Origin of the sequence: Paenibacillus sp. FSL L8-0435, assembly GCF_037965655.1 — a bacterium.
Lineage (GTDB): Bacteria > Bacillota > Bacilli > Paenibacillales > Paenibacillaceae > Paenibacillus.
In genome coordinates this window covers 4,354,372-4,378,986 of sequence record NZ_CP150185.1, presented here as the reverse complement: position 1 = coordinate 4,378,986, position 24,615 = coordinate 4,354,372, and the positions used below count along the sequence as shown (strand labels likewise).

At 47.4% G+C, this 24,615-nt stretch carries 19 protein-coding genes; 14 read left to right on the top strand and 5 right to left on the bottom strand.

The window, feature by feature from the left end; genetic code table 11:
* Positions 1-76: 76 nt before the first annotated feature.
* The 8 genes from NST33_RS19400 to NST33_RS19365 all read left to right on the top strand — a co-directional run bounded on the left by NST33_RS19400 (position 77) and on the right by NST33_RS19365 (position 11,988).
* Positions 77-4,456, top strand: a complete 4,380-nt coding sequence (locus NST33_RS19400) for a glycosyl hydrolase 53 family protein (RefSeq protein ID WP_339304751.1) — start codon at positions 77-79, stop codon at positions 4,454-4,456.
* A 271-nt stretch (positions 4,457-4,727) separates the two neighbouring features.
* A complete protein-coding gene (locus NST33_RS19395; protein ID WP_221820422.1) occupies positions 4,728-5,771 on the top strand; it encodes an SPFH domain-containing protein in 1,044 nt (347 codons plus the stop codon).
* A gap of 71 nt (positions 5,772-5,842) precedes the next feature.
* The gene (locus NST33_RS19390; RefSeq protein WP_221820560.1) at positions 5,843-6,817 is read left to right on the top strand and encodes a sugar kinase; all 975 of its coding nucleotides are present in this window, start codon (positions 5,843-5,845) and stop codon (positions 6,815-6,817) included.
* Between the two features lie 83 nt (positions 6,818-6,900).
* The gene (locus NST33_RS19385; RefSeq protein ID WP_221820423.1) at positions 6,901-7,614 is read left to right on the top strand and encodes a response regulator transcription factor; all 714 of its coding nucleotides are present in this window, start codon (positions 6,901-6,903) and stop codon (positions 7,612-7,614) included.
* A complete protein-coding gene (locus NST33_RS19380) occupies positions 7,611-8,609 on the top strand; it encodes a sensor histidine kinase (protein WP_221820425.1) in 999 nt (332 codons plus the stop codon). The genes NST33_RS19385 and NST33_RS19380 overlap by 4 nt, the downstream gene beginning before the upstream one ends.
* A 189-nt stretch (positions 8,610-8,798) precedes the next feature.
* A complete protein-coding gene (locus NST33_RS19375; protein WP_221820427.1) occupies positions 8,799-9,569 on the top strand; it encodes an ABC transporter ATP-binding protein in 771 nt (256 codons plus the stop codon).
* Entirely contained in the window at positions 9,544-11,502 is a 1,959-nt protein-coding gene (locus NST33_RS19370; RefSeq protein WP_221820429.1) for an ABC transporter permease, read from the top strand. The genes NST33_RS19375 and NST33_RS19370 overlap by 26 nt, the downstream gene beginning before the upstream one ends.
* Positions 11,503-11,646: 144 nt before the next feature.
* A complete protein-coding gene (locus tag NST33_RS19365; protein WP_221820430.1) occupies positions 11,647-11,988 on the top strand; it encodes a cupin domain-containing protein in 342 nt (113 codons plus the stop codon).
* Positions 11,989-12,211: 223 nt separating this feature from the next.
* On the opposite strand, the gene NST33_RS19360 is transcribed toward NST33_RS19365, so the two are convergent.
* From NST33_RS19360 to NST33_RS19340, 5 genes are read right to left on the bottom strand one after another with little or no spacing between them, the layout of a single operon-like run.
* Positions 12,212-12,511: a metal-sulfur cluster assembly factor gene (locus NST33_RS19360; protein ID WP_221820562.1), complete on the bottom strand. Its 300-nt coding sequence runs from the start codon at positions 12,509-12,511 to the stop codon at positions 12,212-12,214.
* Positions 12,512-12,542: 31 nt separating this feature from the next.
* Positions 12,543-13,775: a hypothetical protein gene (locus NST33_RS19355; protein ID WP_221820431.1), complete on the bottom strand. Its 1,233-nt coding sequence runs from the start codon at positions 13,773-13,775 to the stop codon at positions 12,543-12,545.
* Between the two features lie 13 nt (positions 13,776-13,788).
* Positions 13,789-14,394, bottom strand: a complete 606-nt coding sequence (locus NST33_RS19350; RefSeq protein WP_221820432.1) for a DUF2249 domain-containing protein — start codon at positions 14,392-14,394, stop codon at positions 13,789-13,791.
* Positions 14,381-14,755, bottom strand: coding sequence for a hypothetical protein (locus NST33_RS19345; protein ID WP_221820433.1), 375 nt, complete (start codon positions 14,753-14,755; stop codon positions 14,381-14,383). Before NST33_RS19345 ends, NST33_RS19350 begins: the two co-directional genes overlap by 14 nt.
* An 18-nt stretch (positions 14,756-14,773) precedes the next feature.
* A complete protein-coding gene (locus NST33_RS19340) occupies positions 14,774-15,007 on the bottom strand; it encodes a DUF2249 domain-containing protein (protein WP_036613358.1) in 234 nt (77 codons plus the stop codon).
* A gap of 319 nt (positions 15,008-15,326) precedes the next feature.
* On the opposite strand from NST33_RS19340, the gene moaA reads away from it, so the two are divergent.
* From moaA to NST33_RS19310, 6 genes are read left to right on the top strand one after another with little or no spacing between them, the layout of a single operon-like run.
* Positions 15,327-16,328: a GTP 3',8-cyclase MoaA gene (gene moaA, locus NST33_RS19335; RefSeq protein ID WP_221820435.1), complete on the top strand. Its 1,002-nt coding sequence runs from the start codon at positions 15,327-15,329 to the stop codon at positions 16,326-16,328.
* A 57-nt stretch (positions 16,329-16,385) separates the two neighbouring features.
* Positions 16,386-20,138 carry a nitrate reductase subunit alpha gene (locus tag NST33_RS19330; protein ID WP_313771434.1) on the top strand — a complete coding sequence of 1,251 codons (3,753 nt, stop codon included), beginning with the start codon at positions 16,386-16,388 and terminating at the stop codon, positions 20,136-20,138.
* Complete coding sequence (narH, locus tag NST33_RS19325; protein WP_221820437.1) at positions 20,128-21,597, top strand: nitrate reductase subunit beta; 1,470 nt, start codon at positions 20,128-20,130, stop codon at positions 21,595-21,597. Before NST33_RS19330 ends, narH begins: the two co-directional genes overlap by 11 nt.
* On the top strand, positions 21,597-22,274 hold the full coding sequence (narJ, locus tag NST33_RS19320) for a nitrate reductase molybdenum cofactor assembly chaperone (protein WP_221820439.1): 678 nt from the start codon (positions 21,597-21,599) through the stop codon (positions 22,272-22,274). The genes narH and narJ overlap by 1 nt, the downstream gene beginning before the upstream one ends.
* A complete protein-coding gene (narI, locus tag NST33_RS19315) occupies positions 22,271-22,996 on the top strand; it encodes a respiratory nitrate reductase subunit gamma (RefSeq protein WP_221820441.1) in 726 nt (241 codons plus the stop codon). Before narJ ends, narI begins: the two co-directional genes overlap by 4 nt.
* Positions 22,997-24,508, top strand: coding sequence for a nitrate/nitrite transporter (locus NST33_RS19310; protein ID WP_221820443.1), 1,512 nt, complete (start codon positions 22,997-22,999; stop codon positions 24,506-24,508).
* Positions 24,509-24,615: the final 107 nt, after the last annotated feature.

The following is a 24,615-nucleotide window of genomic DNA, read 5'->3' as shown; positions in this document are numbered from 1 at the left end:
AAGCGCTTACAATGAGGAGGATTCATAACATTCATTGATCCATGCACAATCAAACACAAAAAGGGGGAGATCAAGAGTGAATAAGAGGTACATAAGCGGGTGTCTGGTATTACTGATGCTATTCTGTGATCTGGGGTTAATGGTTCGTCCAGCGGCTGCAGAAGATGCAAAAGTGAACGTGGCACTTAACAAGGCGGTTACGGTAAGTGAGCAAGATCTATTGTATGAGGGACAAAAAGAAAAGGCGGTGGATGGTGATGTGAATACTCACTGGAGTGCGAGCTCACCTTCTTCTGAAAGCAATCCTCATTGGTTGACCATAGACCTAGGTGCGCCATATGAGCTTTCCGGAGCGGAGTTGACTTGGAAGGACAAAGACCAAGTTGTAAAATATTTGATTGAAGTGTCTGATGATGGTAACAACTGGTCGACTGTTGTGGACCAAACGACTAACGAAATAAAACAGACTGTTGCTAGTGAAGAATTCCAGACCAGTACATCTGTCCAGTATGTGAAGGTTACGATTCCGTACTATGCGGGAGCAACTTGGTGGCCTGGGATATCCGAGCTTAAAGTCTGGGGAGAAGAGGAAGAAATTGATCCAGCAACCATTACAAGTTACGATCCCGTTAAGGTCAATACAGTAGCTGGGGTTGCACCTGTTCTGCCTACAAAAGTGACAGCGAAGTATCTGAACGACAAATCTGGTTCGGTTCCAGTAGAATGGGACAGTATCGACCCTTCAGAGTACGCAAATGCGGGCAGCTTTACCGTGACGGGTGCAGTATACGGTGCTTCCTTACCAGCAGAAGCTAATGTAACGGTAGGGGGATATCGAACGGATTATGTTAGAGGAGTAGATATCTCTACTTTAACAGCGATTGAGGATAACGGCGGCAAATACTTAGATAGTAATGGCACAGAAAGGGACTTGCTCGATATACTCAAGGACCGCGGTGTCAATTATGTGCGTCTTCGTCTGTGGAATGATCCACAGAAATCAGGGGGATACAACGACAAGGACGATGTCATTCGTTTGGCCGAGCGGGTGAAGAAAAAAGGTATGAAGATCCTGCTGGATTTCCACTACTCGGATGAGTGGGCGCACCCGGGCCAGCAGCTTCGTCCCAAAGCTTGGGAAGGTCTTTCGCCCGAAGAGCTGAAGCAGGCCGTATACAACTATACGGTTGAAGTTGTGGGAGAAATGAAAGCTAAGGGCGCCATGCCTGATATGGTGCAGATCGGTAATGAGATCAACAGTGGTGTTCTGAACGGCTTGAGCAGTGACGTGGATTTCGAGCAAAATGTTGCATTGCTAAAAAGCGGAGTTGATGCTGTACGTGCAGTAGAAGGAGAGATCACCGATAACGCGGATAAGGTGAAGATCATGATTCATCTCGCAGAAGGCGGCAAGGCGGATACGTTCGACTGGTATTTCAGTGAGCTGGAGAAACGCGAACTGAAGTACGATATCATCGGACTTTCGTATTACCCGTTCTGGCATGGGACGTTTGCAGATGTACAGAAAACGATGAATGAAGTGTCAGCCGAGTTTGGCAAAGATGTCATTATCGCTGAAACGTCCTATCCGTTTTCCTACAAAAACGGGGACGCTCATGGAAACATCATCGGATCGGACGAAGCGCTTCATGTTGGGGGAGCAACATTCCCTGCAACGGTACAGGGGCAATATGATGCTATTGCTGGCATTATGGATATGATTGCTGACGTGCCGGAAAACCGCGGAGCAGGCTTCTTCTATTGGGAGCCCGCGTGGATTGCCGCCAATGTAGGCTGGATTGATTCCGAGGGAGATGCATGGGAAAATCATGCCATGTTCGACTATGATGAATTTCCGGGGAATGGTGGATACTCCTACGAAGGACGTGCCTTGCCATCACTGGATGTGTACAAACGCGGACTGGAGCTTCTGCCCGCAGACCGCCAGCAACTGGATGCGGCACTTACACGAGCCAAATCATTGGTACAGACTGATTTTACTCCAGAAAGCTGGGTGACTCTGGCTCCGGCAATCTCGGCAGCGAATGATGTATACCAACAGGCATACACGCCGGGCGGGGTGAATCAAGCAGATACAGATGCAGCGACAACAGCATTGGAACATGTGATGCAGCAGATGCAGGTTATCACCCCGCAGCTTGACGAGCTCAGAGCTAAAATAGCGGAAGCGCGTACGTATCAGCAGACTGACTGGTCTGCGGCCACTTGGGGGGTATTGACCAAAGCGCTGGAAGGCGCTGAGCAGGTCTTGAATGATCCAAGAACAACACAGACGGATGCGAATACAGCGGTTAAACGTTTGCATGATGCCATTCAAGGTCTATCCAATGTGGACAAAACACAACTGCACCAGTACATTCAACAAATGCAGCAGCAGACTAAATCTTCCTATACACGCCGGAGCTGGTCTGTGTTGGAACAGTCTTTGCAGGCAGCGATCCAGGTCCGAGATAACAATGCTGTTGTCCAGTCTGAGGTCAATTCAGCACTGAGTACGTTGAAACAAGCCTTTACTAATCTGGTCTCTCTGGAGGCTTTAACAACGGGAAAAACGGCAACGGCTTCAAGCAGTGCAGGGACAGGAGGCAATCAAGCCAACTCTCCTGAAGGTGCAATTGACAACAATCCGAACACTTCATGGGGGACCGATAAGAGTATTGACAGCTTGTGGCAAGTGGATTTGGGGCAAGTCGCAAACCTGCGCAAGATCGAGATGTCGATGTGGAGTGGCGGCATCAAATATACGATCGAAGTGTCCAATGATAACAAAAATTTTGTGAAAGTAGTGGACACCACAAGTGATGTTGTTGTATCGACCGCACCTAGCCATGTACTTCCAGAGGGCACGGAGGGACGTTATATTCGGGTAATGATTAAAACAGGTCCCACATGGGTAGGATTCATGGAATTTGAAGCATACGGTACGTTCCCGGCAGACAAAACTGCACTGCAAGCTACTGTAGATGCCTCTGAGAAATTAAAACAAACCGAATACACGACATCAAGCTGGAATGTATTTAGTAAGACGCTTTCTGAAGCGAAGGCATTCATTCTGGATGTTGAATCTTCAACGCAAGATGTGAGCAATGCGGATCGTGCGTTACAAGATGCTGTGAGTAAGCTTGTACGTCAAGATGGTACACCTGGCCCTGGCCAGCCCTCACAACCAAGTGTACCATCCCAACCATCCAACCCGGGAACAGCACCATCGACGGGGAATCCGTCTGTAACACCACCGGTTGGATCAGGTACTGTACCAGAGAAGGGTTCAATAACGGTAAAAGGAACAGCAACCGGGGAAGACAAGTATTCGATTCGTCCAGATGTATTCCTATTAACTCAGGCACTGCAATCCATGGATATAGGAAATCGTACGTTGAAACTGATTGCAGATGTGCCTGACACAGCCAAGAAAGTCACATTTCAGTTGGCTGCAAGTCAACTGGCAGCATGGATTCGTTCCGAGGAAGTGAAATCCCTGGATGTAGTTGTAGGACAGACTACTGTTCGTGTTCCTCTAAAATCACTCCCGCTAACTATTGCGGAGACTGCAGGAACGTTCGACATCGTAGTGGCAACAGGATCGACAGATACACTGTCCACATCTCAAAAAGCAACGATAGGTAATCATGCAATTGTTGATGTGAATTTGTTAATGAACAATAAGCCATTGCAATGGACAAACAGAGCGGTTGAAGTTGCTCTATCCAATGTGGAGCAACCTAAAAAGAATGATGTAGTGATGGTTGTACATTCCATATCTCCAAGTGGGGAAATGAACCCTGTTACGTATTCCAAGTACGATGACAAGACGAAGACGATGGCGTTCAAACCGCTGGAATCCGGCAGTTATGTCATTGCAGAAGTTGAAGTGCCATTACTTGATCTGCAAAATCACAATTGGGCCCTCCAAGAAGTGCAGAACCTATACGGTAAGGGGATTATTACGGGGATGAGTGCAACTCGTTTTGCCCCGCAAGGTGAACTGACCAGAGCACAATTTTTGCAAATGATTATTAAAGGTATTGGTGATACACGTAAGCCGGATCCATCTATTTCGATCCCAACAGATGTGAAGGATGGGCAGTGGTATGCCGATTCAGTACGACTTGGAATTGAAATGAACATTATTCAAGGCCGAGCAGATGGAAGCTTTGGAGCCAATGAACGTATTTCACGAGAAGATATGGCCGTTATGCTGAATCGAGTGCTGCAGGTTGTGCAACATGATCAGGATGCGACCAATGCTGCACAAGGAAATACGGTGTTTGTAGACAACGCTGAGATCGCTGGTTATGCGAAAGAAGCTGTAGCCTCGATGCAACAACTTGGACTGTTAAACGGCATGCCTGATGGCACGTTTGCTCCGAAAGAAACGGCGAACCGTGCACAAGGGGCTGTTGCAGTCGCCAGACTGATGGAACAACTCTATTAGAGATAGTTCAAAAAGTCCGCTTTTGATTACGAAAGGTGCCTGGTTGCATCATCAACACGCATGAATAGAAAAAACAAAGCAGGTAAAGAGATCGGATCATATGATCCGGTCTCTTTATTTTTTGCGGAAAAAAAAATGGGGGTTCAGACTTCATCCCTTTCTCTAAATAGGCATATGAACATTTTGTTAATGTCGTATTGACAATATCGAATTCGTTTGTTATCATTTCGATAATATCAAAACGACAATATTAAGAAATGGGGAATGAGCCATGTTTGGATTCCGATTTGTGAAATTTCAACCCAGTGAGTATGTCATGAAGGTGAAAAATGGTGAGGTACAGCGTCAAGGTGTGGGATTGTCCTTCTATTATTATGAGCCGACCACATCGGTAGTGGTTCTACCCGTATCCTCGGTGGATGTACCGTTCATGTTCGAAGAGATTACGGCGGATTATCAGACGGTTACTGTGCAAGGGCAGCTAAGTTATCGCATTGTGGATTATCTGAAAATAACCCAGAGCCTGAATTACACGTACAATTTGCGCAAAAATCGGTATATCTCCGACGACCCCGGCAAGCTGGATCAACGGGTGATCACCACAGCCAAAGTACTGACCAAGAAACATCTGGAGCAAATGCCGCTGAAGGAGGCCATTCAATCCAGTGAACGGCTGGCGAGCAGCATGAAACGCGAGGTTGTGCAAAGTGAAGAGTTGGAGAAACTGGGCGTTGAGTTGATGAGTCTATCGATACTTGCCATTCTGCCTAATAAAGAGACGATGCGTGCATTGGAAGCACAAGCGCGGGAAGAGATTTTGCGTCAGGCAGACGAAGCACTCTATGTGCGTCGCAATGCATCCATTGAACAGGAAAGACGAGTGAAAGAGAACGAACTGAACACCGAAATTGCCGTAGAGACAAAGAAACAGCAGATTCGTGAGACCCAATTACAGGCAGAACGCTCGGTGAAACAGAAACAAAATGAGATGGAGCAGGAGCAGCTTCAGTTCAATACAGCGATGGAGGAACGCAAGCAGCAACTGATTGAGTTAACCATTGCCAATCACAATGCCGAGGCAGATGCAAAAGCCTATGAGATTGCTGCCGTGATGAATTCATTGCAAAATGTACAGCCAAATGTACTGCAAGCAATGGCGAATATGGGCATGAATTCTGATAAGCTGATCGCACTTGCATTCCAGGAACTGGCTGAAAATGCTGGCAAGATTGGGCAACTTAATATCTCGCCAGATCTGTTGCAGGGATTGATGTCTCCTGCGCAGGGCAGAGATCAGGGAGGTCGAGCAAGATGAGATTAGGAAGAAGAGAGCAAGCAGAGCAGGCAGGGAAATCAGTACGTCAGCAGGCCACGGCAGATGATCGAATGAGTGAACACAAGCTGATTCTGGTGAAACGCCGGACCCGACTGGAAGAGCTGGTGGTTCGATATAACACGGTGCAGCAAGCTCAGTTCTATATTGAACGTCTGGGCGCAGACTTCAGTGATTATATGGAGGAAGACCGTCGTTATCAGCTATCTGTGCAGCAGGCACAGCAGCAACTGGGTCAATTGGGACGGGTTCAGACGATTGATCGGGAACATGTGCCCAATTTTATCTTTGGAGATCAGGATGTCGTGGTCGTGGTTGGACAGGATGGGCTTGTAGCCAACACCCTCAAATACGTAACCGAGCAGCCGCTCATCGGTGTGAACCCGGACCCGATGCGGTGGGATGGCGTGTTATTACCTTTTACCGTGGAGGATCTGAGCTTCATTGTTCCTGATGTCATTCGAAAGCAACGAACATTAAAAGAAGTCACTCTCGCCAAAGTGGAACTCAATGATGGACAGTATCTATATGGTGTCAATGATCTGTTCATTGGTCGGAAGACACATGTATCGGCGCGTTATGAAGTGCGTTTGGGTACATCGACAGAACAACAATCCTCCAGTGGCATCATTGTATCCACAGGCATGGGATCGACAGGCTGGTTCAAAAGTGTGCTGGCGGGAGCCACGGGCATTGTTGGATCGGCGGCATGGCAGAACCTAAATTCCGAAGCGGAGGTCGCTACAGCATCGGCATCCATTCATGGAAGCAGACAGGAGCAGAATCATTTTAACTGGGATGCGCCTTATTTATATTTTTCAGTACGTGAACCGTTCCCGAGCCGGACGACTGCGGCCAATCTCGTGTTTGGACAGATCCATTCAAAGCAACCATTGCACATTGTATCCCAGATGCCGGAGGACGGTGTTATTTTCAGCGATGGGGTCGAGCAGGATTTTCTTGAGTTTAATTCAGGAGTGGAAGCCATCATTGGGTTGGCAGAGAAGAGGGGACGTCTCGTGGTCTGACCCTTTATTTTCAAGCCGTTTCCGACTAGAATGGGTAACTAGATGTGATACACTGACGTCAGGAAACGGAAAGAAGGTTAACGATGCAGTCGATATTGTTGGTTGAAGATGATGCCAAGCTAGCTGGATTGCTGGCGGCTTATCTGACCCGAAATGGATTCCAGGTACAGGTCACAGATGATTTTCGTCATGTACTGGATGAATTCGTGAAGATGGAACCGGATCTGGTGCTGATGGATGTGAATTTGCCTCAATATGATGGATACTACTGGTGCAGGCAGATACGCACACATTCCATATGTCCCATTTTATTCATATCGGCTCGTGATAGCGGTATGGATCAGATTATGGCGTTGGAACATGGAGCGGATGATTATATTACAAAACCTTTTCAATATGAAGTCGTTCTTGCCAAAGTACGAAGTCAGTTGCGCCGAGCCTATGGTTCTTACGCTGCTGTTCAACAGGAAGTGAAGGTGAAGAACGGTCCCATGATCTTTTATCCTGAGCGATTTGTATTGGAATATGATGAGCGTTCTACCGAGCTAACACAGAAGGAAGCGATACTGGTGGAAGCGCTGATGGCGAAGGCAGGGCGAGTTGTCAGCCGAGAAAAATTGTTAGAACAAATGTGGGAAGATCAGCATTTTATTGATGATAATACGTTGAATGTCTATATTACACGTGTTCGCCGGAAGTTGAAGGAGCTGGGTGCAGAAGAGATTTTGGAGACGGTTCGCGGAGCGGGTTATCGTGTGTTGGAACTGGATTCATCCGCACAGGGGAAAGGAAAATGAGACTTTTCCTGAAAGACCACCTGATGTTAGTCGGATTTTATGTGTTACAGATGCTGCTGGTTCCGTGTGTCTACTGGCTCTCTGGTGAGGGCCGTCCGATGAAGATTGTCCTTTATGGCATGCTGATCAGTATCGTGGTATTGATGGTTTATCTGGTCACTCGTTACTTCCAGTTGCGAGCATATTACCGTCTACTTCAACAACCACGCAAACTGGTAAACGAGCCTTTTCAAACGCTTGGAAATTCGGTCGTGGCGGAGGCCATCCAGGAATTGTTACATGAACTGGAGCGTAATCGGCAGAACGAGATGGGTCAGTTACGTACTAGCAAGGAACAGCAGGTGGTATTCATGAATCGCTGGGTTCATCAGATGAAGACCCCGTTGTCCATCATCCAACTGACCTTGGAAGATGTGGACGATGAGACGGCTGGCAGTATTCAGGATGAGCTGGATAAGCTGCGCAAAGGACTTGAAATGGTCTTGCATTCATCAAGGCTTGAACAGTTTGAAGGGGATTTTCGTGTGGAGCTGTTGTCTTTGCAAGAAGTGCTTCGGAGTAGCATTGCTGAGAACCGACGTTTGTTTATTCGCAGAGGCATTACGCCGGATATTCGTATGGAGGACGACCTTCAGATATATAGTGACTCCAAGTGGCTGCGGTTCATGTTCACCCAGATTCTGACCAATGCCGTGAACTATTCCGATAGCAAATCTGGCAAAAAAGTGATCATTACAGGCTATAAGCAGGAAGAACGTACAATCCTGGACATTCAGGATGAGGGAATTGGCATCTCGTCCGAAGATATTCATCGCGTGTTCAATCCCTATTTTACAGGCGAACGGGGCAGACAATACCATGAATCTACGGGAATGGGATTATATCTGGTTCGTGAGATCAGTGCCCGCCTGGATAACCGTGTCGAGTTGTTTTCGGAGCCAAATGAGGGAACGTTGGTTAGATTCAGCTGGATTCATTCGAAATATCCGAAGTGAAAAGTGCTTTGCCCATGGGCGAGGTGCTTTTTTTAATGCACAGAATTGTGATAGAGGAGGTAGGGGAACAAAACCTTAAACGGGCTGTAAGAGAAGTTTAAGGTAATTCGATAGCACCGTTAGGGGAGGTCGGTTAGGATAAGAATAGAATTAACGTATAAAGAATGATGGATCAGGAGGGAATTACGAATGGAAATGTTACAGGTATCGGGACTGAACAAAGTATATCAGGGCAAAGTGCAGACTCGGGCCCTTAGTGATATTCATCTGACAATCAAGCAAGGTGAGTTTGTGGGTATTATGGGCCCGTCGGGTAGTGGCAAAACCACATTGTTAAACATGGTCTCCACCATTGATGAACCCAGCTCAGGCAAGGTGCTGATTAATGGCATGAACCCGTTTGATATGAAAAAGAAAGAACTTGCCATGTTCCGACGTCGGGAACTCGGATTTGTCTTTCAGGATTTCAATCTGCTGGACACGCTGACTGTTGCTGAGAATATTGTGCTTCCATTGACACTGGACAAGGTCAAACTGAAGGAGATGGAGAGCAGACTTCATCGCATTACAGCGAAGCTCGGGATTGATCATATTCTGGATAAACGAGTCTACGAAATTTCGGGCGGACAGCGACAACGGACAGCCATTGCGAGATCCATGATCAATATGCCTTCGATTGTTTTGGCGGATGAACCCACCGGTGCCCTGGATTCTACGTCATCCCAAGCGGTCATGGAGTCACTTGAACAGATTAACCAGCAGGAGAAAACAACCATTATGTTGGTTACACATGACCCGCTTGCTGCAAGTTATTGCAACCGCATCGTGTTTATCAAGGATGGAAAACTGGCAGCCGAGGTACACCGCGGAGATAATCGACAGACGTTCTTCCAGCGGATCATTGATACTTTATCCTTCTGGGGAGGGAATTCACATGAGCTTTCCTCAGTTCGCGTTTAATAACATTCGCCGGAATGGGCGAGCGTATATTGCTTTTTTTCTTAGTAGTGTGTTTATGGTCATGATTTTCTTCGCGTATGCGGTATTTATCTATCATCCATATGTGGCAGAGTTGCCAATGGGTGACACAACCGCTACGGGGATGCAGATCGCTTCGGTTATTGTGTATGTGTTTGCATTTTTCTTTGTTATGTATTCCATCAGTGCTTTTCTCAAATCACGGAACAAAGAGTTTGGCATTCTGACCATACTTGGTGCGGAGCCTAGGCAGATTCGGAGATTGGTCATTCTGGAGAACATGTTGATCGGCTGCCTGTCCATTATTGCCGGGATCGGCGGAGGTATGTTGTTGTCCAAGCTGTTCCTGATGTTAACTACTCGTTTTATCGGGATGGATGATCTGCCCTTTTATTTTCCGGTGAAAGCGATTCTGATTACGATCGGGGCCTTTCTGTTATTATTTTTCTGCATATCACTCTTCACATTGGTTTTTATCGGGAACAAACGAACGTTAGAACTTTTGACGGGAACCAGCAAGCCTAAAAAAGAGCCCAAAGCTTCATGGTTCTTCTCACTTCTGGGTTTTGCATTACTAACAGTAGGTTTTGTGGTACTCCGCAGCGAGTTAAATGGCGGAACAATCATGATTGCAGCTGTAACAGGGATAGCGGGAACGTATTTTTTCTACTCTCAACTGTCTGTCATGATCATTCGCTTATTGAAACGTAATCGTAAAACCGTATGGCAGGGTACACGTCTGTTATGGATCTCAGAGATGAGTTATAAAATGAAGGATAATGCACGCATGCTCTTTATGGTGACCGTGGTGATTGCGATTGCTTCAATGAGTGCAGTTGTAATTTTGTCACTGGATCAGGAGAACCGGGAACAGTTTACGAACAACGATTTTCCAATTCAATACAACGTCTTCAGACCAGCGGAGCAATTGGATATGAGCGCTATTGATTCGAAACTTGAAGCCGCAGGCTTGGATTATCAACAGATATATCTGGAATATCTGTGGTCCTCTGCAGATCAGAGTGCTGTCTCGGTTATGCCGCTTAGTCACTACAACCAATACAATCGGACACAAGGGAGAAAGATGTTCCAATTGGATACCGGATCCGTTTTATTTGTGGATACCCGCAATGAGAAGGATCAGGGTCAGATCGAGCGCAACAGATTTCGTAATTATGCGAAGGGAGACAAGTTGACGTTGAATCTGAACGATAGCCCTCTGGAAGCCCGGGTTACGGATACAGATATCGATCCACGGTTTGGAACCCTACTCTATGCTACAGGTGTAGTTGTTCTCCCGGATGAGAAGTATGAAGAGATTGCCCAACAGATCAAAGAGAATATGATATCAGGAAAATATCTGTATCAGATCCCTGCATGGGGCCATGCTGTACCTGACCGCCACTCCTCGGAAGCCATGGTTAGCGATCAGCTTCTATTCTCCGTAAATTCCATTGGAAGCAGCAACGCTTCAACGGATAACAACTCTGGATATCTGACTACACGATATGGAGATTTTGAGAGATACAGACAGGGTACAGCACTCTTTACCTTTCTGGGTATATTTATCGGATTAATCTTCTCGATATCTTCCGCAAGCTTTCTGTATTTCAGACTGCATACCGATCTTGAAGCAGATGGAAGGATGGTGCATTCTCTTTCGAAAATGGGCCTCAGTTTCCAGGAGATGAAACGATCATCCACCGTTCAGATTGCCATTCTGTTCTTTTTACCGATTGGGGTAGCTATCATTGAAACGTTGGTAGTGGTTAAACCATTCCTGACTGAGTTTGGTATTACCAATTATACGATGCCGGTGTTGACTGTTTTTGGTGCCTTTGTACTTGCACAGACGTTTTATTTCATCGTCATACGTTCCAGATATATCGCTTCTCTGCGCAAAATGATGGTGTAACTATCTTAAAAACAAACGATCATAAGGGACCGACTATGATTTGTTCATTTGCCCGTATTTCTTGATTCAGATCAAGGAAATGCGGGCTTTCTTGCGATAAGATGAATGTATTCACAGATTACATTATCGAGGAGGACGATTAGGATGAGTATCACGTCATTGCAAGAAGTCAAAGCATTCAGTGAGGAGCGTTTTACTAAACGAGTTTTATTCCAACAGGGTGGTGGAGTGACCTTTGTACTTCATTTTCTGCCAGGTCAGCAGCTTCCCGTTCATAAACATCCAGGCACAGACGTTATTTTGCTGGTGGTCGAAGGCACAGGCACACTTATGCTGGATGGAAAAGAACAAGAAGTGAAACAAGAGGATGTAATTCATTGCGGCGGTGAAGTGGAGTTTGCATTCCATAATACAGGAGCTCAGGAGGTTCGTTTGTTCGTGGTGTTAAACAAAGTGCCAGCAGCATCCTATGCAAAGGACATCTAACATCGAATATCAAGGAAGCGATACAACGATTCACTGATCGGAACTAATATAAGGGGAACTCTATTCTGGAGTTTCCTTATTTATTTTTATTCAAGAATATCTTAATCAAGTGTTTCCCATCGCAAAACAAAAAGCATACTTGAGTCTGAGAACATCAGATTTAAGTACGCTTCTTCGTATTCCGCCAGCAACTTGTTCATTATCCGGTCTATAGTCATTCTGCCTAGAAGTATCCCAGCAATTCCTTGGCTTCATTCGACATCATCTGTGGAGACCATTGTGGCTCCCACACCACTTGAACGTCAATATCAGTCTTATTCGTATTTTCCTGTAAAACCCATTTCACCGCACCAACGATGGTATCGTGCAGCGGACAACCTGGTGTAGTTAGCGTCATCCGTACATGTACTCGTTCAGCTTCTTCCTTTACTTCATACACCAGACCAAGGTCAACGATATTGACACCTAATTCAGGGTCATATACTTCCTTGAGACATTCCAGTAAATGCGTTGTTTGTTCCATCATGTTCACCCTCCAATCTACCTTTTTAACATTAACGTCTGAATACCAAAGCAATATTCGCTATATAAACGATGGAAACCAGAGATAAGGCTGTTCCTCCAACCATCATAACCTCTGCCAGATTAATCAGAATTCCACTGACTAGCAGAAGGCTTCCAGCCACCATGGCGATCATCCCCCAATTGACGTTCCGTTCACTCAGCATACCAGCCATTAGCGGTGTTCCGGGTCTGCCTGCCTGCTTGCCGTATTTGTGGGTCCACCAGAGAAAAGGCACGATTTTGGAGGCATATCCGAGTATGGTGAGGGACACCCAGCCCCCGAGATATACCCATCCAGACAGAAGAACAACCCTTGGATGGAGCAGCAGTTCGGTTCCTTGCGCCGAATAGATCAGTAGGGCGACAGCATATGCGGCAAAGGCACGGCTTACATACACAGACCAGCGAATACCCGGCCCGGGGTTGCTTTTGTGACGTTTCTCCTGAATTTGCTCCAAGTGATACACATAGAAGAGTAGGGCTGCGGTTAGGAGCAAGAGCGCGAACCAGAGCAAACCTCCCTTAAGCCCAGTCAGAAATGCGACAACGCCTGTAATTACAGCTGCATTCCACAGAACCAGGACCACTTTCTGTAATCGAAGGGAGTAATCGTGGGACAGGTAGAACATGGGCAGCATTTTGTAACTGAATCCGGTAATTAACATGCCAAACCAGCCGAGTGTTCCCATCCAGATATGTGCGCCGAACAAGCGTTCATGCATACCATTCCAATCACCAAAGGCAAAATTCAGACCCATCAGCATACCGGATAGCCCGGTAAGAACCAGATAAAGACACGAACATGCTGCACTAATCGTTACCGGATTCCATTGTGAGGCACGTAAGAGGGTAACAGCCATATTCCATCCGAACAACAGGATGCCAGAGAGCGCGAGTGTCGCAGAACCGGAAATCCAGATGACATCTGCACAAATGAAGCCGTATAACATGCCTACGATTCCGATACTGAACAAGACATAATGACAATAACCGAGAACCAGACTGTAGATATTGGATTGCAAAATAACATGTATCAACTGATAAACGGCACCCATTGCGAGCATGGTTGCCCACCCGAGCACAAACAGATGAGCATGAAACCAGCCTTCGGGTCCTCTGAGTTCATCACCAAGCCAGCCTGTCAGCGAGAGCAGGGAGAAGGCGTGATACATTACAAATCCAAAGATGCCCGTGATGATGAAAAGAAACGGCAACCTGGACATGGCTTTCTCCTCCTTACCCTTTTTCAATTCTCACTTTGGCTGTGCCATCGGCTTGATCTTCAACCGTGTAGGTGCAACCTAGATTGTTTAACTCTTCAATCAGGAATACAGGTACACGGTCATTGTGAATCAGTACGATTTCCCCAGGTTTGCAACGCTCCAGAGCGGCAAGTGTTCGCATCATGGGCTGTGGCGGTTCCAATCCGCGATTGTCCAGTATAACTTTGGGTGCCTGTGGAGTTTCAATGTTTGCAATCGCAACAGCTTGCTCCTCCGGATGTCCTTTGCATGAAGCTGATTCTTCGTCTGAACCGGGCTCCGAATTAACTTCTGATCCAGGTAAAACCATTGCAGATAATGCTTTTGCACCGGTTTTATTTTTTTTGTGCACAAATGTGGTAACCCAGTGATCTGAACCTTTTCGTTCCGATGTGCTGGAATATCCTTTCAGCTTGAGAATACCGAGCAGAGGCGTTGGTTTGAATGGAGCATGTAGGACAAACACATCGTCATGCTGAAGGCCCTTGACCGTGTCCATAATCAGCTGAAACGGCTCCAGCTTTTTACTCAGATGAGGGCGCACATCCAATTCAACCATACGGATATCAGATGGAGACATGTGCGTTCACATCCAATCCTGCACTAGCTACATCCGCCTGTTGTACCAACTGCAGAGATGATTCATACAGGGCGGCCATTCCACCGTACAGCGCGTAGAAGAATGACTCCGGCGCATCGAGGGAGAAGGACAGATAGGCTTTGGGGTCCATGCCGAGCACACGCTCAAAAAGTCTTGCACTGTCATAGGCGTAAAAACAGAAGTGAGTATATTCGAACACAGGCATTTTTTCGTAAATGGTAACAATCTCTTGCGCATATTCGGCCTGTTCACGCTGTGCTATCTGCACCATGGTTGTGGCATCTTCCAACCTCAGCGTGATGCGAAGTGTAGTATTGTCAATGATTTCAACGTGGGCCATAGCGGTTCAGCTCCAATTCTATAGTTTGCTGATCTTGACCTGGAAGGTTGTAGGGCCCTGCTCAATATACTCCCAGTTGAAGCCATCAGGATGTGTGGACTGGAACTGGAATCGAAGTGGCTTTGGATCGTGATCATTGATGAGCAGCATGGATTCCTGTGGTTGCAACTGATCAAACGTTTCGAAAATAACTTTATGTTTCAAATGCGGTGGATACTCCGTGGCATTAATGGTTGCTGCGTATGTGTTCATGTGTCATTCCTCCAAATAGGGATAGTGTGGTGCTGCAATTTGATTATAGAAAACGTGAAGAGGGGTCTGTGTGAGCAGGCTCACACATTTCTTTTTGCCATAATTTAGACTTATTTAGACCAGAATCCTGTTTGGAAAAGGGCTGGTGAGCATATATAGATGTGCAACTGTGCGCTATGTTTCACTTCTTGTGATATTTTGCACAGTTCAGCGAGTGAGACATCCTTATATTTAGCGTCAAGATGACACTGGATGAGAGAAAACAGGTTTCTCCTTCGGCTGATGTGAATACAGCACCCTAGAGAAGGGAGGTATGTGTATGGAATCAAAATTAATGGACCCGTTTGGAAGAAAACATGATTACTTAAGAATTTCGGTTACGGATCGTTGTAATCTCCGCTGTGTGTATTGCATGCCAGAGGAAGGAATGCAGTTTGAACCGACAGAACGAATCCTGTCCTATGAAGAAATCACGTCCATCGTTAAGGCGCTTGCTCCATTGGGCATTCGGAAATTGCGTTTAACTGGAGGGGAGCCTCTTGTTCGTAAGGGGCTGGATCAACTGATTGCGATGTTGTCCGCTATTCCAGGAATTGAAGATATCGCATTGACCACCAATGGCATCTATTTGGCAGCTTATGCGGATCTGCTGAAGGCTGCGGGGCTAACACGGGTGAACATAAGCCTGGATTCTTTGAAGCCAGAACGATTCGCAAGCATTACCCGAGGCGGCAAGGTGCAGCGTGTGCTGGACGGCATTAAGGCCAGCCAAAAAGCCGGATTTCATCCGATCAAGCTGAATGTGGTGCTGATGAAAGGCGTGAACGACGATGAAGTGGAAGACTTTCTGAGGATGACCCGGGATGAACCCATTCATATTCGTTTTATCGAGTACATGCCTATTGGTGAAAGTGGAGAAGGTTGGAGATCTGGGTATATGCCCCTCGAACATGTGCTGGAAACATGCGGAGCACAATGGGAGTACGAAAGCTGTGGAGAGATTTATGGGAATGGACCTGCAGATAGTTATCGCATTGTGGGAGCTGCCGGAACCTTTGGTCTGATTCATCCGGTGAGCAGCCATTTCTGCGGAAATTGCAATCGGCTCAGGCTGACAGCAGACGGAAATATCAAACCTTGTCTCTACTGGTCAGATGAGTTCAATGTTCGTCCACTCGTAGGTGATGACAAGGCGGTGCAGGATTTATTTTACAAGGCACTCGGAGCCAAACCCGAAACACATGACATGTTAAAAGCCTTAAACGGGCAACAGATTGACGGCACGCCAACGCTGCGACATATGTCGCAAATCGGAGGTTAGCAACAGCAGTTCAGGATTCAACTTGCATCAACAGGTCATATATGTGGGAGGACAACAATGAGTAACAAAAGCATGCCCTGGATGGGCAAACTCAAATATTTTGCCAAACGTGAAAAAAGTGCGGAGGGCTGGAGTGAGATGTCCCCAGTTAACCGGGATTGGGAAGATGTCTACCGCCGCCGCTGGCAGCATGACAAAGTGGTGCGTTCCACACACGGCGTCAATTGTACCGGATCATGCAGCTGGCAGATCTATGTGAAAGACGGCATTGTCACTTGGGAAACGCAGGCTACCGACTATCCTTCAACCGGACCGGATATGCCGGAATTTGAACCACGAGGTTGTCCGCGTGGAGCGAGCTTCTCCTGGTATCTGTACAGCCCGCTGCGTGTCAAACATCCTTATGTACGTGGTGCGCTGCTGGACATGTGGCGTGATGCGCTTCAGACACATGGTGACCCGGTTCAAGCGTGGTCCAGCATTGCGGATGATCCGGCCCAAGTGAAAAGATACAAATCGGTACGTGGTAAAGGTGGATTAATTCGCGCTTCATGGGGTGAAGTGACACAGATTATTGCCGCTTCGCTGATTCATACGATCAAAGAATACGGACCGGATCGGATTATTGGTTTCTCTCCAATTCCTGCTATGTCGATGGTCAGTTATGCAGCAGGGTCGCGCTTCTTGTCCCTGATGGGATCACCATTGCTCAGCTTCTATGACTGGTATGCGGATCTGCCGCCGGCTTCACCTCAGATCTGGGGCGATCAAACGGATGTGCCGGAGAGCAGTGACTGGTACAACTCGGGATACATTCTGGTATGGGGCTCGAATCTGCCAATGACGCGGACACCGGATGCCCACTTCCTGGCTGAAGCACGTTATCGGGGAACGAAAGTGGTGTCGATCAGCCCGGACTATGCGGAATATGTGAAATTTGCAGATACATGGATGTCGGTAAAACAAGGAACGGACGGCGCTCTGGCGATGGCAATGGGCCATGTCATCCTGAAAGAGTTTTATATTGAAAAGCCCACGGACTATTTCATGCAATATGCCAAACAGTATACGGACTTTCCAAATCTGCTGATTGTGGAAGAAAAGGACGGGATACACACAGCAGGCAGATTTCTCGTTGGGGAAGACCTGGGTATTACGGGCAACAATATGGCATGGAAAACGCTTGTATACGATGAGAACAGTGGAACCTATGCGATGCCAAAAGGAAGTTTGGGCTTCCGTTGGGGTGAAGAAGGCACATGGAATCTCAAAATGGAACAGGTGGAGAACGGTGAGCCGATTGATCCTAGACTATCCATGCTCGGAGTCCATCATGATCTCGTAACCATTCATCTGCCGTACTTTGATGATGAGGGAAAACATGTCATGAAGCGGCAGATTCCTGTACGCCAGATCTGGCTGGGGGACAGATGGATTACGGTAACAGCCGTATACGATCTGGTACTTGCCAAATACGGAATTGAACGTGAAATGACACGTTCTTCGGATTCAGCAGAAGTAGTCACTGGTGCGGAGCAGTTGAGTGTACGTGTTCACCGTGGAGACGACATCTTGAATGCACCACAGGTAAAACCATTCACCCCAGCGTGGCAAGAGAAAATCACTGGTGTGGACGAAGAGACTGTCGTACAGATTGCACGTGAGTTTGCACAAAATGCGATCGATACCAAAGGGCGTTCCATGATCATCATGGGAGCCGGTATTAATCACTGGTACAACTCCGACGTCATCTATCGCGCCATCATTAACTTAATACTGATGACAGGCTGTCAGGGTGTGAACGGTGGAGGTTGGGCGCACTATGTTGGTCAAGAAAAACTGCGTCCGGCTGAAGGCTGGCAGACGATTGCCTTTGCTCGTGACTGGACCGGACCTGCACGTCTGCAGAACGGAACATCTTTCTTCTACTTTGCAACAGATCAATGGAGATACGAGGAGACCCAAGTAGGAGAGTTGACTTCGGCGCTTGAGGGTGAACCGCGGTTCCAGCATGTGGCTGATTATAATGTGATGGCTGCGCGTATGGGCTGGCTTCCATCTTATCCACAATTCAATCGTAACTCGATTGATCTGCATCAGGATGCGCTGCAGGCTGGAGCAACGACGAAGGAAGAGATCGGTGCTTATGTAGCCTCAGAATTGCAGAACAAAAATCTGAAGTTCTCAATCGAGCAACCGGATGATCCAGCGAACTTTCCGCGTGTACTATTTGTCTGGAGAGCGAATCTGATCTCAAGTTCCGGCAAAGGACATGAGTATTTCCTCAAGCATCTGCTCGGTGCAACGAACGGATTGCTGAATGATGATGATCATGGACTGCGCCCAGAGCATGTGGAATGGGTGGATGAAGCACCGGAAGGCAAACTCGACCTGATGATCAATATGGATTTCCGGATGGCAGGTACGGCGATGTATTCCGATATTGTTCTGCCAGCAGCGACCTGGTATGAAAAAAGCGATCTGAGCAGTACGGATATGCATCCGTTCGTTCATCCATTTAATCCGGCTGTAGCCACGCAGTGGGAATCCCGTTCGGACTGGGATACCTTCAAGGAAATTGCACGTGTATTCTCCGAGATGGCTGCGCAGCAATTTGATGGTCCACAGAAAGAGATCATAGCTACACCGCTGTTGCATGATTCACCAGATGAGCTTGCTCAACCGTACGGAGAGATCAAAGACTGGAGTGCGGGAGAATGTGAAGCAATCCCGGGTAAAACGATGCCGCATATTCAGGTCGTGGAACGTGACTATGCTGCCGTATATAACAAAATGATCAGCCTTGGACCTGTGGTGAAGGATAAACCAATCGGTACCAAAGGCATATCCTGGTCTGCCAGTGAAGAGTATGAAAAACTCAAGGGCATCCTGGGCGTGCATCGTAAAGATGGCGTTGGACAAGGATGTCCGGATCTGAGCACAGACCGTAATGTTGCTGAGGCCATTCTGACCTTGTCCAGTACAACGAACGGCAAAATGGCTGTGCGTGCGTGGGAAGCGCTTGAACAGAAAACAGCATTGCATCTGAAAGATTTGGCTGAGGAACGGTCTGAGGAATGTTTTACGTTTGACGAGATCACTTCCAAACCGAAAACGGTCATTACCTCGCCTGCATTCAGCGGATCGGAAAAAGGCGGACGAAGATATTCGCCATTCACCACCAATGTGGAGCGCCTGATTCCATGGCGTACATTGACGGGCAGACAGCAGTTCTATATTGATCATGCGATGCTCCGCGAGTTCGGAGAGACATTAGCGACATTTAAACCTGTGCTGAAGCATACGCCGTTCCATCCAAACAGCAAACGTCCGATCGAAGGGGGAAAGGAGATTGTCCTGAACTACCTGACACCGCATAATAAGTGGTCGATCCACAGTATGTACTATGATGCGCTGCCGATGCTGACGTTGTTCCGAGGTGGCCCGACAATCTGGATGAACTACGAAGATGCAGAAGAAGCCGGACTGGTTGACAACGACTGGATCGAATGTTTCAACCGTAACGGAGTAGTCGTTGCCCGAGCCGTAGTGACCCACCGTATTCCTCGCGGCATGGCATTCATGTATCACGCTCAGGACCGTCATATTAACGTTCCGGGCACCAAAATATCACAGACACGTGGGGGGACGCATAACAGTCCGACACGTATTCATGTGAAGCCCACCCATATGATCGGTGGTTATGCCCAGTTAAGTTATGGCTTCAACTACTATGGCCCGACAGGCAATCAGCGTGACCTCAATGTCATCATAAGAAAACTGCAGGAGGTGGATTGGCTTGAAGATTAAAGCACAAGTCAGTATGGTCATGAATCTGGACAAATGCATAGGGTGCCATACATGTAGTGTTACGTGCAAAAACACCTGGACCAATCGTCCAGGTGCAGAATATATGTACTGGAACAATGTAGAGACCAAGCCAGGGGTGGGTTATCCGAAACAATGGGAGGACCAGAAGCGTTATCGCGGTGGCTGGGAGATGAAGAATGGCAAACTGGAATTGAAGTCCGGCACACGGGCAAGACGCTTGCTTAACATTTTCCATAACCCGGATCAGCCTACCATTGATGATTATTACGAGCCATGGACCTACGAGTATGAGAAACTGACGAACAGCCCGGAGAAAAAACATCAGCCTGTAGCAAGACCGAAATCCCAGATTACCGGTGAATATATGAATCTGGAGTGGGGACCTAACTGGGAGGATGATCTGGCAGGTGCCCATGTAACCGGGATGGAAGACCCCAACATGAAGGGTGTCGAGGATTCGATCAAGATGGATTTTGAACAGGTATTTATGATGTATCTGCCACGGATCTGTGAACATTGCCTTAACCCAGCCTGTGTGTCCTCCTGTCCTTCCGGAGCGATGTACAAACGGGAAGAAGACGGGATTGTACTGGTTGACCAAAATGCATGCCGCGCATGGAGATTCTGTGTATCGAGCTGTCCGTACAAAAAGGTCTATTTCAATTGGCAGACAAACAAAGCCGAGAAATGTACGCTATGTTTCCCGCGGATTGAAGCAGGTCTGCCAACGATCTGTTCCGAAACCTGTGTGGGACGTATCCGCTATATCGGCCTGATGCTGTATGATGCAGACCGTGTTGAAGCTGCTGCTTCCGTTGAAAATGACCAGGATCTCTATGAATCCCAGATGGATATTTTCCTTGATCCGAATGACCCTGAGGTGATTCGCGAAGCGCGTGAGGCAGGAATTCCCGAGGATTGGATTATTGCAGCGCAGCAGTCCCCTATTTATAAAATGGTTATCGACTGGAAAATTGCGCTCCCGCTTCACCCTGAATACCGTACCATGCCAATGGTATGGTACATTCCACCGCTTAGCCCGATTACCAATCGGGTAGAGGGACAGGGAAGTTCACTGGAGGCTAATGATATTTTCCCTGCGATTGATAACATGCGTATTCCGGTGGAGTATCTTGCCAATCTGCTTACAGCAGGAGATACGGATCGAATTCGTGAGGTCCTGCGGAAGATGGCCGTTATGCGCATTCACATGCGTAATCAGCAGACGGGTAAGACCAGTGAATCGGCATTGTTGGAAAGAGTAGGCATGGATGCGCAGGAAGTGGAGGACATGTACCGACTGCTCGCGATTGCGAAGTATAATGATCGTTTTGTCATCCCGCCAGCCCACCGTGAGGAAGTGGAAGATCTCTTCAGCGAACAGGGCAGCTGCGGACTTGATTTTGCAGGTGGTCCTGGTTCTTGTGGGGTATTTTGATGGGAAAGGAGACAATGACAACGATGACGATCGAACCCAATGAGGGAACAGGTCAGGCTCTGGTTTACGATACGAATACGAGAAGAATGGTCTGTAAACTGATCTCCTACCTGTTGCAATATCCGGATACAGCGTGGAGAGAAGGACTGCAAGGAGTGAAGGAAGCTATACAGTCCATTTCCGATGAGATGGTGAACCAGATCTTGCTGACATTTGTAGATGAAGCACAGTCGGTAAGCTCGATTGAGTGGCAGGATGCCTATGTTCGTACATTCGATTTTGATAAAAAGTGTAACCTCTATCTCACGTATGCTCTTCATGGAGATGAACGGGATCGGGGCCCGGCTCTGATTGAATTGAAACGCAGATATGAAGCTGCGGGATTTTATATGGAAGTGAGTGAGTTGCCGGACTATTTGCCTATGGTGCTTGAATTTGTAGCTGAGGCTCCCGAGGAAGATGCCTTAGGGGTGCTCTCCAGTTGCCATAAGGCGTTGGTCACAATGAGCGAAAGCATTACGGGACAGAACAGCCCATATGGACCATTGCTCAGTCTGATGTTACAGGTCATTCCTGAGCCTCCTGCCCCTGATGTGCCAGAACAAGAAAAAACAGTTAACCAACAACCAGCAGATCTTATGCAGATCGCTGCCCAGATGAGGAGGGGGAATCGTTGAGTACACTGGAACTGTTGTTATGGGGCGCTCTTCCCTATATGGTCATTGTTTTCTGCATTACGGCGACGATCTGGCGTTATGTGACGAATCCTTTCAGTTGGACGTCCAAGTCCAGTGAGATGCTGGAGAAACGCATGCTAAAATGGGGCAGTTTACTCTTTCATATCGGGATATTCGCTGTAATCTGTGGACATATTGCCGGTTTGCTTGTTCCAGTGGAGTTCTATCGCTGGATTGGCCTGAGTGATGAAGGATATCACTTGATGGCTATTGCAGGAGGACTTCCTGCGGGGATCATTGCATTTGCAGGTGCTGTCATTTTGCTGGTTCGCCGTTATGTTGCTCGCAGAGTGCGGGCGACAAGCAGCATCGGGGATTGGATGGCACTTGCCATGTTGATCATTGTCATTGTCACCGGAATACTGGCGACCTCGGCTAATGCGGTGAATCACACAGGTTTTGACTATCGAACAACGATTAATCCGTGGTTGCGCGGTCTGATCGTATTCCAGCCTGATCCCGTTCTGATGCAGACAGTACCGATGAACTTCAAAGTACACATTCTGCTTACCTTTGTACTGTACTGCGTGTTTCCATTTACACGTCTGGTTCACATGCTGAGTATGCCACTGGGGTATTTGAAACGCAGTTATGTGCTGTATCGCAGAAGAGATGGAGCAGTGTATCCGAATCAGGAACAAAAAAAGGAAAGGGCGATGTAAATGCAACATAAAGGAAAGGTTCAACTGCCCTTGCAAACCGCAAGTCTGGTTCTGGGTTTCATGGTATGGGTTATCCTGTCATCTCTGATGCCATTTATTAAAGAGGATATTACGCTTACGTCTTCCCAGCTTGCGTGGGCGACAGCGATTCCCGTATTGATCGGATCCATCGCCCGTATTCCGATTGGTTATTGGACGAATCGATATGGAGCACGCAATATTTTCATGATCAGCTTTGTCCTGCTGCTGGCCCCGGTATGGTGGATTAGCCGTGCGACGTCGTTCAGTGATCTGGTGATTGGTGGATTGTTCCTCGGTATCGGAGGAGCTGTCTTCTCCGTCGGTGTAACTTCACTGCCCAAATATTATCCGAAAGAGCGACATGGATTTGTTAACGGGATCTACGGAATTGGTAACCTGGGTACAGCACTGTCTGCATTCGGAGCCCCGCTGATCGCTGATCGAATGGGATGGTCTACGACGGTTCTGCTCTACAGTATTTTGCTATTAGGGATGGCGGCGTTGAATTTCGTTCTGGGTGACAAACAGGAAGTACGAGTTAACGCTCCATTGATGCAGCAACTGAAGGCCATATCACGCAACAATAAACTATGGTTGCTCTGCTTGTTTTATTTTCTGACATTTGGCTCGTTCGTGGCATTTACGGTGTACTTGCCGAATTTCCTGGTTAGTCACTTTCAGATGGATAAAGTCGATGCTGGTATTCGTACAGCGGGATTCATTCTCGTTGCAACCATTATGCGGCCCGTGGGAGGCTGGCTTGGAGATCGATTTAATCCATTCAAAATATTAATGTTTGTGTTCGGCGGGTTAACGATCGCAGCGATTGTATTATCCTTCGCGCCATCATTCTATATCTATACGATTGGATGTCTGACTGTGGCATTATGCGCAGGGACAGGTAACGGAACCATTTTCAAATTAGTGCCAATGTATTTCGTTAAACAACCAGGTGTAGCGAATGGGATGATCTCCGCTATGGGGGGACTGGGTGGATTCTTCCCTCCGTTGATGTTGACTTTGTTGTACAGCATGACCGGTCATTATGCCATTGGTTTCATGGCTTTGTCTCAGATCGCGTTGGTCAGTCTTGTACTTGTGATCTGGATGTTCTACCAGGAGAAGCTTCAGTTATCTGCGAGCATTCTGGAGAGTACCATTGAAGCCATTCTGATCACAGATACGAACAGTGTTATTACATCCGTGAACCCGGCCTTTACTGCGGTCACTGGTTACAGTGCTGAAGAGGCGGTTGGACAGAAGCCAAGTCTGCTGAAATCCGGTAAACAGGACAAACGTTTCTATGACCAATTATGGATGGAATTACGTGAAAAAGGATATTGGCAAGGCGAGATCTGGAATCGGAAGAAAAACGGAGAGATCTATCAGGAATGGCTAAGTATTACGGCAATCCGTAATGAGGCAGGCGATGTCAAATATTATGCGGGCATGTTCAGTGACATGGGCAGGCCAGAGCTCACAATCGCCTGATACATGTATCGGTAATTGTGCATACAGCAAGAGACCTTAACATCGATTGCAGGCGTTAAGGTCTCTTTTTGCACACAGAGATTGGTGTAAGAACTTGGAATAACCCC

Coding starts and splice junctions, on each gene's coding strand:
- NST33_RS19395 (WP_221820422.1), top strand. CDS start 4,728: ATGTTTGGATTCCGATTTGTGAAATTTCAACCCAGTGAGTATGTCATG.
- NST33_RS19390 (WP_221820560.1), top strand. CDS start 5,843: ATGAGTGAACACAAGCTGATTCTGGTGAAACGCCGGACCCGACTGGAA.
- NST33_RS19385 (WP_221820423.1), top strand. CDS start 6,901: ATGCAGTCGATATTGTTGGTTGAAGATGATGCCAAGCTAGCTGGATTG.
- NST33_RS19380 (WP_221820425.1), top strand. CDS start 7,611: ATGAGACTTTTCCTGAAAGACCACCTGATGTTAGTCGGATTTTATGTG.
- NST33_RS19375 (WP_221820427.1), top strand. CDS start 8,799: ATGGAAATGTTACAGGTATCGGGACTGAACAAAGTATATCAGGGCAAA.
- NST33_RS19370 (WP_221820429.1), top strand. CDS start 9,544: ATGAGCTTTCCTCAGTTCGCGTTTAATAACATTCGCCGGAATGGGCGA.
- NST33_RS19365 (WP_221820430.1), top strand. CDS start 11,647: ATGAGTATCACGTCATTGCAAGAAGTCAAAGCATTCAGTGAGGAGCGT.
- NST33_RS19360 (WP_221820562.1), bottom strand. CDS start 12,511: ATGGAACAAACAACGCATTTACTGGAATGTCTCAAGGAAGTATATGAC.
- NST33_RS19355 (WP_221820431.1), bottom strand. CDS start 13,775: ATGTCCAGGTTGCCGTTTCTTTTCATCATCACGGGCATCTTTGGATTT.
- NST33_RS19350 (WP_221820432.1), bottom strand. CDS start 14,394: ATGTCTCCATCTGATATCCGTATGGTTGAATTGGATGTGCGCCCTCAT.
- NST33_RS19345 (WP_221820433.1), bottom strand. CDS start 14,755: ATGGCCCACGTTGAAATCATTGACAATACTACACTTCGCATCACGCTG.
- NST33_RS19340 (WP_036613358.1), bottom strand. CDS start 15,007: ATGAACACATACGCAGCAACCATTAATGCCACGGAGTATCCACCGCAT.
- moaA (WP_221820435.1), top strand. CDS start 15,327: ATGGAATCAAAATTAATGGACCCGTTTGGAAGAAAACATGATTACTTA.
- NST33_RS19330 (WP_313771434.1), top strand. CDS start 16,386: ATGAGTAACAAAAGCATGCCCTGGATGGGCAAACTCAAATATTTTGCC.
- narJ (WP_221820439.1), top strand. CDS start 21,597: ATGGGAAAGGAGACAATGACAACGATGACGATCGAACCCAATGAGGGA.
- NST33_RS19310 (WP_221820443.1), top strand. CDS start 22,997: ATGCAACATAAAGGAAAGGTTCAACTGCCCTTGCAAACCGCAAGTCTG.